Origin of the sequence: Lentzea sp. NPDC092896 (genome assembly GCF_044754905.1) — a bacterium.
Classification (GTDB): Bacteria; Actinomycetota; Actinomycetes; order Mycobacteriales; family Pseudonocardiaceae; genus Lentzea.
Window position 1 is genome coordinate 27,063 of sequence record NZ_JBIVPX010000010.1, and the last position, 12,182, is coordinate 39,244.

Here is a 12,182-nt window from a genome sequence, read left to right on the forward strand (position 1 = left end):
CAACTGCACGTTGAAGCCCATGACCAACGTCTTAAACGATGTTGTAGCCGTCCTACACTGTCGCACGTGGACGAACGGCAACTGCGCATCCTGCGCGAACTGGGGGAGCTGGGGAGTGTCACCGCGGTCGCCGAGGCCCTGCACGTGACGCCGTCGGCGATCTCCCAGCAACTGCGCCTGCTTCAGCGTTCGATCCCGGTTCCGCTGACCGAACGGACCGGTCGCAGGGTGGTGCTGACCGACGCCGGGCAGGCCCTGGCCGCGGCGTCCGTCGAGGTGCAGACGGCGCTGGCGCGGGCACGCCGTGCCGTAACGGACTTCTTGAAGGAGCCGGACGGCGAGGTGTCCGTGGCCGCCTTCCACAGCGCGGCCTCGGCGTTCTGGCCGTTGTTGTTGCGCGGCCTCGCCGACGCGGGTGGCCCCCGCCTCGCTCTCGCCGACGAGGACGTCGCCCAGGACCGCTTCCCCGCCCTGACCCGTCACTACGACCTCGTGCTCGCCCACCGTTTCGACCACGGTCCACAATGGCCGGATTCGGTGATCGCCATCAGACTGCTGCACGAGCCTCTCGACGTGGCCCTGCCGATCGGCCACCCGCTGACCGCGAAGCCACGGCTGTCGCCGCAGGACGTCGCGGACCAACCGTGGATCACCGTCAAGGACGGGTTCCCCCTCATGGCGATCATCGACGCGATCGCCAGTGTCGCCGGCCGCCGGCTCGACATCGCCCACCGCATCAACGACTTCACGGTGAGTGCCGAAGCGGTGGCCGCCGGCGCGGGCATCGGGTTGATGCCGCGCTGGACCGCCCGTGCCCATCCGGACGTCGTGCTCAGGCCGTTGAGCGGAGTCCAGGCCCACCGCGACATCGACGTGCTGCACCGGCCGGAACGGACGGCGCGCAAGGCCGTTCAGACGGTGCTGGCCGAGCTGCGCCGCGCCGCCGCGGTGATCCAGACGCCGCTCACAGCCCGCGAGGGCGCGCCATCGGTCGCGGGAAGTGGTCCTCAGGGCCGACCGTGCTCAGCGTCCCGGTGACGACCGCGGCACCGCCGAGCCGGGGTCGACGCCGGAGAACGCCAGCCCGATGACGAACCCGGCGACCTCCTCGAGCTGCCGGGCGCGGCTCAGCCCTCCCAGCACCGCCGGCCGTGCGCCCACGTCGCGCACCAGGTCGGAGGTGATCCGCAGCGCGTCCTCGTGGTCACCGGCCAGCACCACCGTCACCGGCTCGCGGCCCTCGTCCCACTGGTCGGCGGCGAACAGGTGGAACGCCTTGACCACCTGGGCGCCCGGCGCCCAGTCGGCGACGTGTTCGGCCGCCGACCGGCCGTCCGGGACGAGCAGCTCGCCGACGCCGTGCGCGACGGCGTTGGTGGGGTCGATCAACGGCGTGCCGGCCAGTGCTCCGTCGGCCGCACCGGCGGCGCGCAGGGCGTCCGGCAGTCCCTGCCAGGACACGGCGAGCAGCACCGCGTCCCGCCCGGTGACCGCCTCGGCCGGGGAGACGGCCGGCGTCGCTCCCATCCGCGTGGCCGCGGCCGCCGTCTTGTCCGGTGAACGACCGCCCACCAGCACTTCGTGCCCAGCACGACACCACGCGGTGCCCAACGCCACGGCCATCGTGCCGGTGCCCAGGATTCCGATTCGCATGAGGTCCAACGTTAGGAAGCCGACGCACACCGATCGGTAGGGAACGAACCCGCGAGAATGGCACCGTGAACGACGAGCTGCTCGTGGACTGCCGGCTGCGCGCGGCCACAGAACTGTTGTCCCACACCTGGGACCCGGTCGTGCTCGCCGGCCTGCGCGCCGGACCACGGCGCCGTTCCGAGCTGCTCGACGCGGTGGGCGGCCTCAGCGACAAGGTGCTGACCGAGACCCTGCGGCGGCTGCTCGCCCACGGCCTGGTCGAGCGCCGCAGCCACCCGGCCGCGCCGCCCCGCGTCGAGTACCGGCTGAGCGCACTGGGGGAGAGCCTCGTCGAAGGCCCGCTGCGCGAGCTGGGCCGGTGGATCGCCGAGCACGGCGACGAGCTGCTGGAGGCGCAGGACCGGGGTGGAGCCTGCTCCACCTGACCTCGGCAGTCTGCGGTATCGGCGGAGCCGGCGAACACACCTAGTTTCATTGCCATGAACACGGAAACGAACTCCTCGCCCGTCCGCAACCGCGCCCTTCTGGTGATGCTCCTGGTCGGCAGCCTCGCCGCCAACGTGACCGCTCAGGCGTTCGGCCTGAGCCTCTTCATCAGCGCCGCGTTCGGGCTGATCGCCCTCGCCAGCGGTGTCGCGCTCTTCTCCAGCTACCGCAGGAACCGCGGAGCCGCGCGGAACTGAAACGGCCGCCGCGCGACCGGCGATCTGTTCGTTTCGCCGAAACCAGATCGAACGTCTGCCGATGCGCGACCACGACGATCCGGACGAGATCCTCCGTCTGGCTGGTGAGATGTGCCCTGTTGAGTCGGAACAGGGCCTCGTCGGTGGGGTCCACGCCCGTCTTTCGCGGAGGTGGCCCGGAATGTCACGGCCGGCGCCGATCAGACGCGAGCTCACTGACCGGCTGCTCATCATCAACGAGCGTCACCACACGTCTGTGCTGAACCGCTATGTGTCCCACTAGAACCACCGACGACCACACCGAGCGCGACACCACACCCCACCGCGACCGATCATCCAATCGCAGAGCCACGCTGTAGGTCCGTGCGTCGGCGGCGAGTACTAGGTGGGTCGCAAACGCGACCTCGAACTCCGAATTCAGCGTCGGTGGAGCGCCTCCGGGGACAAGATCGAAGTTCGGCACCGCGGCATTGTCCCGGCAGGTTTCCAGCACACCAACACGGCTCCTGGACAATCCACAGAGCATCCAGTGCAATCGGCGTTGACCTGGGCTGACGGGAGCGCGCTGCCCAAGCGGGCGATTGGCGAGGGAGATGATCTCCTGGCGCCCTGATTGATCACTGGGCAGTATGGGAAATATGCCTGCCATTCCCGAGAGCTCCGCCGTCATCGCCGATGTGGCCGTGGAGAACGACTACGACGGCTTCGCCGAGGCGTACACGGCCGAGAACGAGACCAGCCTCCTCAACGCCTACTACGTCCGGCCCGCGATCGTGGACCTGGCCGGCGACGTGGCCGGTCGACGAATTCTCGACGCCGGCTGCGGTGCTGGTCCTGTGTCCGCGGAGCTATGTGATCGGGGCGCCGTCGTGAGCGGCTTCGACCGCAGCGCCAAGATGGTGGAGCTGGCCCGGCAGCGGCTCGGCGACGACGTGGACCTGCGGGTCGCCGACATAACGGGCCCGCTGCCGTACCCCGACGGCGCGTTCGACGACGCCGTCGCCGCTTTGGTGCTGCACTACCTGGAGGACTGGACCGCACCTCTGGCTGAGCTGCGGCGGGTGCTGAAGCCCGGTGGCCGGCTGATCGTGGTCGTCAACCACCCCATCCTCCTCAAGATGGTGCATCGCGAGACTGACTACTTCGCGACCACCAAGTGGTCCGACGAGTACGACTTCAACGGCCAGATGGCCGTGCTCACCTACTGGCACCGGCCGCTGCACGCGATGACCGATGCCTTCACCGCAGCAGGCTTCCGCACCGCCGTCATCAGCGAGCCGCCTCCGGCGCCGGAAGCCCACGAACTCTTTCCCGACGAGATGGCGAGGTTCCCCTCCGGGGCCTTCCTGAGCTTCATGTTCTTCGTCCTGGAGGCCGCCTGACCACGGCGTGGCACATGGGTGGCCGCAAGGTCGCGGCATGCTTGCCCTGACCTTGAGGCTGCGTACAGGGGCTACAGGCCGTTGGCATGGAACCAACGCGGCTGTTGAGAACGCGCCAACTTCAGGCAGAACGTGTGGCGGACCGCAAACTAGCTCGGACGCGAACTTTGCCTTCTTGACGTCGGCTGCTGCTCATTTACGAGTGGCACCTGGAGTCAGTGGTGAACCGGTACGTCTCCCACTACAACCAGCGGCGACCGCACCAAGCGCTGCACCACTCTCCGCCACGACCCGATCGCCGACCCAGGCTGTAGATCCGTACGTCGTCGGCGAGTGCTTGGCGGCTTGATCAACGAGTACGAACCCGTGGCAGCCTGGGGCACAGGTCAGACCATCAGGTCTAGTTTTGGCACCCCACACGGTCAGGGGTCGCGACTGCCGAAGTTGTCGTGCACCACTGAAAAGGCGCTGTCGGAGGAGACCACCTCGGGCAACGCGACGACCGCGCGTTCGAAGGCGACGACGTCGGCGCGGGCGGCACGGCTGTACAACCTCACCACGGTGCTCACTTTGGTGCTGGGGATCTCCACGCTGTACCTGGCGTTGGTCGTGGTGGTGCTCGCGTCGGCCGTGCACGACTACCTCACCTCGAAGATCTGGTGGAGGTGAGCATGGTGGTTCGCGTCGCGAGTACGACCGAAGTCCGTGTGATCCGTTTGAGCGGGGAGATCGATACATCCACTGTGGACCTTCTGGTCCACGCGATCGAACCGCATGGCACTGGGGACGATCATCGTGGACCTGTGCGAAGCCACGTTCCTCGGCACCGCGGGCTTGAGAGCGCTCGTGCGGGCCGAGCGACACGCGAGCCGGACGGGGTCGAAACCCTGCCAGGTCAGTGGGAACACCGCGGTGAAGCGGTCACTGGCGGTGCTGGACATGCTGCGCGAGTGACGCCGGGGCCGGCCACCGTGCCTGCTCGCCTCGGTGGCAGGACTCGTCTGGTGCCTCAGGGCTTGAGGACGACCTTCTCGCAGTCGTCCTGCTTGTTCTTGAAACACGTGTGACCACCGCTGCCTCGACTAAGTGGGACGTTGTCCCGTATTCTTGCCGGGACAACGTCCCACTTAGTGCGAGGAGAGATCATGCCGGTGACGTACGTGCTGGTGCACGGTGCATGGCACAGCGGTCAGTGCTGGTCGAAGGTGGTACCGCGGCTGGCGGCGAACGGGAGTGCGGTGTTCACGCCGACGCTGACCGGGTACGGCGAGACCAGGCATCTGTTGAGCCCCAGTACCGGCCTGGGCACGCACACCGACGACGTCGTGCGGTTGCTGGTCGAGGAGGACCTGCGCGAGGTGGTGCTGGTCGGGCACAGCTACGCGGGCATGGTGATCTCCGGCGTGGCGAACGAGGTGCCGGAGCGGATCGCCCGCCTCGTCTACCTCGACGCGATGGTCCCCGAGCACGGCGAGAGCGCGCTCGACGCCTTGCCGGCCGCCCGCGGCATGCTCGGCGACGGCTGGAGGGTGCCCCCGCCGCAGGAGCCCTTCGGTCTGTTCGGCCTGACCGAACCCGCGGACATCGCTTGGCTGCGCACCATGGTGTCCGACCAGACGACGCGATGCCTGACCGAAACGGTCACGATGGACAACCCGGCTCTGGCCGCGATCCCGCGCACCCACATCCACTGCACGCCGAAGCCGGAAGGCGTCGAACCCCGCCCCGTGCCTGCCGTGCAACCGAACGGCGAGCCCGCGGATGTGCGCGAGCTGGTGTCGGGTCACGACTGCATGATCACGGTTCCGGACGAGCTGTCCAAGATGCTGCTCGACCTGTCTTCGACGGTGGGAGCCGGTCGATAGGATGAGGCGATGAGCGACTCTCCCTGTGCGGCGACGCGGACTCCGAGGCGAGCCGACGCGCTGCGCAACGCCGGGAGCGTGCTCGAAGCAGCGGCCGCGGTGTTCGTCTCCTCCGGGGTCGAAGCCCCGATCCGCGAGATCGCCGCCCGTGCCGGGGTGGGCACCGCCACGATCTACCGCCACTACCCGACGCGGGCCGATCTGATCCTGGCCGTCTACCGGTCTCAGGTGGACTCGCTGCGCGCCGCCGGACCCGCGCTGCTCGCGAGCGAACCGGATCCTCATCAGGCGCTGACGAAGTGGATCGACCAGTTCGTGGACTTCGTGATCACCAAACAGGGCCTGGCGTCCGTGCTGCAGTCGAGTGAGCCGTGTTACGACCCGTTGCACGACTACTTCCTCGAACACCTCGTACCCGTGTGCACGCGGCTGCTGGCCGAGGCCACGAAAGCCGGCGAGATCGTTGCGGGACAGGACGCCTACGAGCTGATGCGCGCGGTGGGCAGCATCTGTGCCGGAGCGAAGGCCGGCGACGGGTTGCGCTACGACGCTCGCCACCTCGTGCGGGTGCTCGTCAACGGCCTGCGCTCCCGCTAGCCGGCTGAACCTCGTAGCGTCGATCAGTCCTCCGCCGGAGCGGGGGTGTACCAGGCCCACAAGAACGTGGTGATGATGAGCAGCCCCAGGACGACCAGTGGGGCGTCGGCGAGGAAGTGTCCGCGCGCGGCGCCGAACACGCCTGCCGGAATCGGTACGAGCCACACCACCAGCGGTGGGCGCGGCGACTCGGCCCAGCGGGGACGCGAACGGGCGTGCCGCATCGTGTAGACGATGCCCCAGCGCGACTTGGCACGGAGCCCTCCCGCGGGCCAGACGCGGACGTCCGGCTCGAGCTCTATCACGGCACGCGCGCCGAACCCGTCCTTCAGTCGCGCCGTCACCTCCTGGCCTGGGGTGAGACGCTCGAGCGCGGGGTGCCAGTAAACGCGCTGCCATCGCGCTCCCGGAACCACACGGGGCAAAGCCGGCAGCGCAGCCAGCGCCTCCGGCTCCAGCAGGGCCTCGGGGGGCGCGAGCAGCAGTGCCATGCTCCTGTTGGCGCCCAGGTTGTCGCTGTGACCCCGGGCTACCACCACTCGCATCGGCTCGGAACGCCCGGCTGCGGCCGAGCGGTTGAGCCGGCCGCGCACGGTCCAGGCGAGCAGCACCAGGAACACCAGCGCGCCGATCACCGCGGTAGGCCACCAGAAGTCCCACCCCGCGGCCTCGTCGGCGTTGTGAGCGCCGGCTTCCGCCGACACCACCGCCTCCCGGTCCAACGCCGGCAGGTACGGCCCTCTCTCCGCCGGGTTGCCCTCGTCGGGGTCGTACCGGAGGCGGAACGGACGTCCCGGCGCCCACTGCTCGGGCTCGTCCAGCTCGAACCACGTCGTCTGCTCGTGCCCCTCCTGGTCGTTCCACACGACCAGGGCCTCCTCGTCGGGAGGCCGGTACCCGTCGACCACCTGGCCCACGACCTCGACAGTCGCCCGCGCGTGCGACGCGTTGGTCGCCAGGACCCGGATCAACCCGATCCCCATGACCAGACAAAGCGCGCCGATCGCTGTGAAAACCGAGAACCGCACAACATTCCAGGTGAAACGCCCAGAACTCGCCATCACGACCCTCCGCCATTCCCTCGTACCGGACAAGCCGTACACCAAGCGCCGCGAGCCGACGACCCGTTGATCGTGATTGCCTGCTTTCACCGGAATCCGGTGTCGAGGGCCTAGTCCGAAAGGGGTATCAACGGTGGCGGTCGGCACCATCGGCGGTAGTCATCCCGATCGCAGATCTGGGACGGTCCCGGTTCAGGACGTTGACTGCGGCTGTTTCCCAGGGGGCAGGCCAGTCCAGCCGTGCAGCACGCTTTGAGCTACAGCCACTTGTACCGCCGCGATGATCGCCACCCAGGCGGAGATCTTGCGATTGCCGAGTCGGTGTGAGGGACACGGGACTTGAACCCCTTCGTGTAGCAAGCACATCGGACATTCCCGCCACAGCAGGTTCAAACAGGCCATTCCCGGCATGTTCGGCCAGCGACGAAATCCCGAGTGGCAATCGCCATTTCGTGAAACCAATAGGGCGAAAATTCACGTTTCCGCCCTTGGGTCGGCGATTGACGGCGAGGTGCGCATGCGTGTTCTCCGCGTGCGAATGCTGGCGCCGGCATGCGCCTTTCAGGGTAGTTCGCGTCGTTGTCCTGGCCTTTCGGGTGGAAAGGGTTGAGTCGACGCTTCCGCGTGATCACGCGGGTCGTCTTTCGGGATCGGGAAGGTACTGGAGAGGGAACGGGTGCCGACACGATTGAAGGTGATGGCGACCACGGAAAGCGGGTCGATCGAGTCTCGCAACCGGTCACCGGCTTCGGTCGCTGGCGCAATTGCACGAATGTGCGGGTTCGTTTGCCCGGCTGCTTCCCGTTCGGGTCGTGACCGCGACGTCGGATGTTCCCGTGAGAAGAGAGGTGGCGTGATGTTCACTCAGGACGCGTCCATTGCCGCGGTGGGGGGCCGATTCGACAGTGGCCCCAAGCGATCGATGCTCTCGCGGGCGCTCGCGATTCTCTGCGTTTTCGGTCCGGCGGACGCCACTCTCACCCTGACCGAGCTTTCCCAGCGCGCCGGTCTTTCCAAACCGACGGCGCACCGGCTGGTCGCTGAACTGGTGCAGTGGGGCCTGCTGGAGCGCAGTGGCCGCGACCTGCGGCTCGGTGCCCGGTGCTCGGTGCTCGGTTCCCGGGTCGTCCGGCACCGCGTGCTGCGCGACGCCGCGGTACCGCTGCTGGTCAGGACGAGCGGGCTCACCGGTGGGTCCGCCCACCTGTTCATCCGCGAGGGCAGAGGGGTGGTGCAACTCGACCGGTTCGGTGAGCAGGGCGCGGGCGATGCGGCGCCGGGGGAGGAGCGGAGCCGGGAACGGATCGCTGCCCACGCCGCGATGTCCGCGGTCTCCGCGTTCGACCACCCGGCAAGTACGGCTGGCGTGACCGCGCAGCGCGACGCCGATTGGATCCGTCGCATCAGGACGATCAGGTCTCTGGGCTACGCAGCCGTCGAACACGGACAGGTGCCCGGCCGGGTGCTGGCCGTCGCGTGTCCCGTGCTGATCCCCGGCGCGGGCGCGGTCGCCGCTCTCGCCGTCGCCGGTACCGCACCGGGGTGCGAGGTCGGCCGGGTCGCCCCCGTGCTCCTCGCCTCCGCCGGTTCGCTCGGCCGCTCGCTCAGCGAGACCGCCGACCTCGAATGGGCGAGCTGATGTCCGTCACGGCGGCGTGGGGACCGTTGAGCTTCCGGTTCGACAGCCCGGACGAGACCGAGCTCGCGTGGGTCGACGCGCATCTGCACGTGAGCACGCTCTCATCGTCCCTGCTCCGGCGATTCGCCGGTGTCCGGTCGGTCCGTGACGACGAGCAGCTCGGTTTCCTGGCCGCGCGGCCCTCCGAGCGCGGGCCGGTGCGCATCCGGGACACCTGGTACCGCGATGTCGACGGTGGCCGTGCCTGGGTCACCGAACAGAGCGGGGACCTGCCCGCACACGCGTTCGTCCGGCACGCCCACGATCGCTGGTCGGTCGTCACGGCGGGAGGACGGCGGACGCCACGACTCCCCGAGATCCTCCTCCGCGCGCTGATCGTCGACGAGCTGGTGCGCGCCGGCGGCGTGACACTGCACGCCGCCGCAGCGACGAACCCTTCCGGCACAACGGTGTTCTGCGGAGACGGCGGCGCGGGCAAGTCGACCCTCGCGGTGTGGTTCGCCAGGTCCGGCGGACAGCTGATCGCCGGTGACCGGACCGTGGTGCTGCCGGGTGGTACCGCGGTCGGAGCGGCGATCGCGCCCCGGTTCGGGTGGGGCACCGTGGCCGCACTGGGCGCCACCGGCAGGGTCAGGACCGCCCGACTCGTCCGGCCGGACGCTGTGCGCGTGGACAAGGTCGTGCTCACCCAGCGGGAGATCGGCGACCTCATCGGTGTCGGCACGGCCGACGCGGCTGAGGTCGACACCTTCGTGCACGTGGTCAGGGAACCGGGTCCGCCCGTGGTCGAGCGGGTCTCACCGCGGGAGGCTCCCGCTCTCCTGCTGCGGCACCGGGTGCCCGCGGACGCGGGCTGGACCGCCGAGCGAGACGAGGCCGCGCACGCGCTCGCTCTGCTCGCCGCCACCCGTCCGGTGCTCCGGCTCCGCTGGGACCCGCGCAGCCACGCCGCCAAGGACGCGCTCGCACGTCTGAGGGAGGCGAGATGACGGTGTTCGCCGTCGTGGCGGCCGGGCTGTCCGCGGCGCTCGCGCCGGTGGCCGCGGTCGTGTTCGCGGTTCACCAGGCCTGGGTTTGCTGTGTGCTGGCACTGATCTGCGGTCCCGTCCTGGCGGAGTGGCGCGACACTCGCGCGCGGCTGCTGGGCAGGAGCGTCAACCGCACCGCCCGGCGGCGGCTGCTGACCGAGATGCGGCGGATCGCGGCCAGGGGAGTGCGGATCGAGCCGGACGGGCCGCTGCGGCACGCCGTGCACGCCGCGGCCGGGGTCGCCATCCGCTCGGAACCGAAACCCGGCAGCGCCTGGCCCGTCCTGGCCGTCGCGTTCTCGGAGGGCGCGGTGGTGCTGGCGCTCGTCACGCTGACGGTCTCGGGAGCCGTCGCCGCGGTCGCCGTGCTCGTGCTCTGCGTGGTCGCGGCCTGGCCGATCCCGGTGGCCCGTGACGCCGCGAGCTGGTGGGCGGCAACGCGTTTCGACGCACGGCGGCGGGGAGTGGTGGTGCTGCTCACCGCCGGCTGCGCCGTGCTCGTGGTGTCGGCGGGTTCGTCGGCGTGGAACCTCCTCGCAGCCGTACTGGCCGCCAGGTCGGCGTTCGCGGTCGCGACCTCGCCCCTGTCCGGCGTCGCCCTCGCCGTAGCCGCCCGTCGCCAGATCCGTGACGTGGCGGCGTTGGCGTCCCAGTCCTGCACCTCGGGTCCGCGGGCGCTCGTCGTTCCGCGTGACCAGCCCCGGCTCGGATTCGCCACCGTCGCGGAGAACGTGCTGCCGGCCTGCGCGCCGGACGACGTGGCGCGGCGCGTGCCGATCACCATCGAGCTGTGCGGGCTTGAGGACGTGGTCACCGCACTGGACCACGGGTGGAACACGGTGCTGTCGGCGGAGTTCCACGGCGGATGCGATGTCGGCCGGTGCGTCTGGGACCGCGTGCTCGCCGCCAGGGTCAGCGCGCGGATCGAGCTGGGGACGCGACGAGTGCTGCTGGCCGCCGAGCCCGAGGGTCTTCTCGCGGCCGTGCTGGAGGAATGGCGGCGACGAGAGGACGTGCGGGTCGAATGGCCGCGATGATCGTGGACGTGCTGAGGCTGACGGCGGGAGCGGCCACCGGTCTCGCCGCGTTCTGGGCGTTGTCGGGCGGTGGCGTGCTCGCCCTCACGCTCTTCGTCCTGTGCGTCGCCTGCCTGGCGACCGCGCCGCGCCGGACGCCGGGCGGGCTGGTGGCCGACCGGGTGCTGCGGCTGGCGGCGGCGGGGTTCGTGGGTGTCGTGTTCGTTCCCGCCTTCCTGCCGTTGCTGCTGATCGTTCCCTCCCACCCAGAGCCACCTCTCTCCCCGGCCGGGGCCGACGCGTCCCGTGCCGTGCGCAGGATCGTCCGCGCGGCCACCGAACCGGAGGTGGCCGACCCCGGCCTGACCGCGTTTCTCCTGCACCGGCACGAGACGCTGTCCGGAGTCATCGCCGCCGACGGCGCCGTTCAGATGAGAACGGTGTTACTGCGCCGCCTGCTTCAGCACGGTCCCCAGGCGCTCACGTTGCTCGCGGTGACCGTTCTCTGCCGGTTCGGCACCCCGCTGCCGGAAGCCGGGGTGGTGGCGCTGGTGCTCACCGCGGTGACGGCTCCGCGTTCCCAGGCCTGACGAAGTGCAGCAGCAGCACCCTGCGGTCGACGGGTGTGCAGTCCGCCACCGGGGCGACCGCGTGCCACGAGTTCTCCGACGGGCACAGCACGACCGAGTCACCCGCGCCGGGCAGCACCTCGGTCCACACGTCCGTCACGTCGTCGGAACCCAGGACGAGGAGCTGGCCGCGGTACTCCTGCGACCAGTCGCTGTTGAAGTACCAGGTCTGCGTGACGACCTTGTCGGCCCGGTCGGTGTGCGGGTCGATCCACGCTCCCGCCGGGTAGCGGACGGCCCGGATCTCGAGCTCGCACCCGGTCACGTCCCGTCCGGTCAGCGCGGTCACCGCGGCGCGGTACTCCGGTGACCGCAGGTCGTCCAGCAGCGCCCTCCACAACGGCGTCAGCAGGCTCGCCGCCCGTTCGTCCAGCCTGCCCGCGGTGACCAGGGGCAGGTTGTGGGTCCGGTAGCCCTTCGCACCGGGCGTGCCGCTCGGCCGCTCGGTCACGACGAAGCCCTCGCTCGGGAACTGCTCCTCGATCGCCGCCGCCGTGACGGGGTCGAACGTGTCGCGGATCAGGCACCAGCCGAACGGTTCTTCGGCGAGCACGCCGTCGCGCACGGCGGTCCAGTCGATCAGGGGTGTTCCGGTGGTGTGGGTCATGGTCCCTCCTCGAACGGGATGT

At 69.8% G+C, this 12,182-nt stretch carries 15 protein-coding genes; 11 read left to right on the plus strand and 4 right to left on the minus strand.

The window, feature by feature from the left end:
* Window positions 1-66: 66 nt before the first annotated feature.
* Window positions 67-1,038 (plus strand): LysR family transcriptional regulator, encoded by a 972-nt coding sequence (locus ACIQF0_RS36945; protein ID WP_401037625.1) that lies wholly within the window; start codon window positions 67-69, stop codon window positions 1,036-1,038.
* Here the strand turns inward: ACIQF0_RS36945 and ACIQF0_RS36950 are convergent.
* Entirely contained in the window at window positions 1,024-1,653 is a 630-nt protein-coding gene (locus ACIQF0_RS36950) for an NADPH-dependent F420 reductase (protein ID WP_401037628.1), read from the minus strand. The genes ACIQF0_RS36945 and ACIQF0_RS36950 overlap by 15 nt on opposite strands.
* A gap of 65 nt (window positions 1,654-1,718) precedes the next feature.
* Between ACIQF0_RS36950 and ACIQF0_RS36955 the strand changes: the two genes are divergently transcribed.
* The 3 genes from ACIQF0_RS36955 (at window position 1,719) to ACIQF0_RS36965 (ending at window position 3,718) form a co-directional block, all read left to right on the plus strand.
* Complete coding sequence (locus ACIQF0_RS36955; protein ID WP_319973981.1) at window positions 1,719-2,078, plus strand: helix-turn-helix domain-containing protein; 360 nt, start codon at window positions 1,719-1,721, stop codon at window positions 2,076-2,078.
* A 54-nt stretch (window positions 2,079-2,132) separates the two neighbouring features.
* Window positions 2,133-2,336: a hypothetical protein gene (locus tag ACIQF0_RS36960; RefSeq protein WP_401037632.1), complete on the plus strand. Its 204-nt coding sequence runs from the start codon at window positions 2,133-2,135 to the stop codon at window positions 2,334-2,336.
* 638 nt (window positions 2,337-2,974) lie between these two features.
* Complete coding sequence (locus tag ACIQF0_RS36965) at window positions 2,975-3,718, plus strand: class I SAM-dependent methyltransferase (protein WP_401037634.1); 744 nt, start codon at window positions 2,975-2,977, stop codon at window positions 3,716-3,718.
* A 422-nt stretch (window positions 3,719-4,140) separates the two neighbouring features.
* On the opposite strand, the gene ACIQF0_RS36970 is transcribed toward ACIQF0_RS36965, so the two are convergent.
* A complete protein-coding gene (locus tag ACIQF0_RS36970; RefSeq protein ID WP_401037637.1) occupies window positions 4,141-4,278 on the minus strand; it encodes a hypothetical protein in 138 nt (45 codons plus the stop codon).
* Between the two features lie 214 nt (window positions 4,279-4,492).
* Between ACIQF0_RS36970 and ACIQF0_RS36975 the strand changes: the two genes are divergently transcribed.
* From ACIQF0_RS36975 to ACIQF0_RS36985, 3 genes are all read left to right on the plus strand, one after another.
* Window positions 4,493-4,672 (plus strand): hypothetical protein, encoded by a 180-nt coding sequence (locus ACIQF0_RS36975; protein WP_401037640.1) that lies wholly within the window; start codon window positions 4,493-4,495, stop codon window positions 4,670-4,672.
* Window positions 4,673-4,863: 191 nt separating this feature from the next.
* Window positions 4,864-5,583 (plus strand): alpha/beta fold hydrolase, encoded by a 720-nt coding sequence (locus ACIQF0_RS36980; RefSeq protein WP_401037642.1) that lies wholly within the window; start codon window positions 4,864-4,866, stop codon window positions 5,581-5,583.
* A 9-nt stretch (window positions 5,584-5,592) separates the two neighbouring features.
* Entirely contained in the window at window positions 5,593-6,180 is a 588-nt protein-coding gene (locus tag ACIQF0_RS36985) for a TetR/AcrR family transcriptional regulator (protein WP_401037644.1), read from the plus strand.
* A 23-nt stretch (window positions 6,181-6,203) separates the two neighbouring features.
* Here ACIQF0_RS36985 and ACIQF0_RS36990 read toward each other — a convergent pair whose 3' ends face one another.
* Complete coding sequence (locus tag ACIQF0_RS36990) at window positions 6,204-7,163, minus strand: hypothetical protein (protein ID WP_401037646.1); 960 nt, start codon at window positions 7,161-7,163, stop codon at window positions 6,204-6,206.
* Between the two features lie 934 nt (window positions 7,164-8,097).
* Here ACIQF0_RS36990 and ACIQF0_RS36995 point away from each other — a divergent pair.
* Genes ACIQF0_RS36995 through ACIQF0_RS37010 form a run of 4 tightly spaced genes read left to right on the plus strand, consistent with a single transcriptional unit; the run spans window position 8,098 to window position 11,514 of the window.
* On the plus strand, window positions 8,098-8,880 hold the full coding sequence (locus tag ACIQF0_RS36995) for a helix-turn-helix domain-containing protein (protein WP_401037648.1): 783 nt from the start codon (window positions 8,098-8,100) through the stop codon (window positions 8,878-8,880).
* On the plus strand, window positions 8,868-9,869 hold the full coding sequence (locus ACIQF0_RS37000; protein ID WP_401037651.1) for a hypothetical protein: 1,002 nt from the start codon (window positions 8,868-8,870) through the stop codon (window positions 9,867-9,869). The genes ACIQF0_RS36995 and ACIQF0_RS37000 overlap by 13 nt, the downstream gene beginning before the upstream one ends.
* Window positions 9,866-10,945, plus strand: coding sequence for a hypothetical protein (locus tag ACIQF0_RS37005; protein ID WP_401037653.1), 1,080 nt, complete (start codon window positions 9,866-9,868; stop codon window positions 10,943-10,945). Before ACIQF0_RS37000 ends, ACIQF0_RS37005 begins: the two co-directional genes overlap by 4 nt.
* Window positions 10,933-11,514: a hypothetical protein gene (locus tag ACIQF0_RS37010; protein WP_401037655.1), complete on the plus strand. Its 582-nt coding sequence runs from the start codon at window positions 10,933-10,935 to the stop codon at window positions 11,512-11,514. The genes ACIQF0_RS37005 and ACIQF0_RS37010 overlap by 13 nt, the downstream gene beginning before the upstream one ends.
* Here ACIQF0_RS37010 and ACIQF0_RS37015 read toward each other — a convergent pair.
* A complete protein-coding gene (locus ACIQF0_RS37015; protein ID WP_401037657.1) occupies window positions 11,480-12,160 on the minus strand; it encodes a 2OG-Fe(II) oxygenase in 681 nt (226 codons plus the stop codon). The two genes, ACIQF0_RS37010 and ACIQF0_RS37015, sit on opposite strands and share 35 nt — an antisense overlap.
* Between the last annotated feature and the right edge of the window lie 22 nt (window positions 12,161-12,182).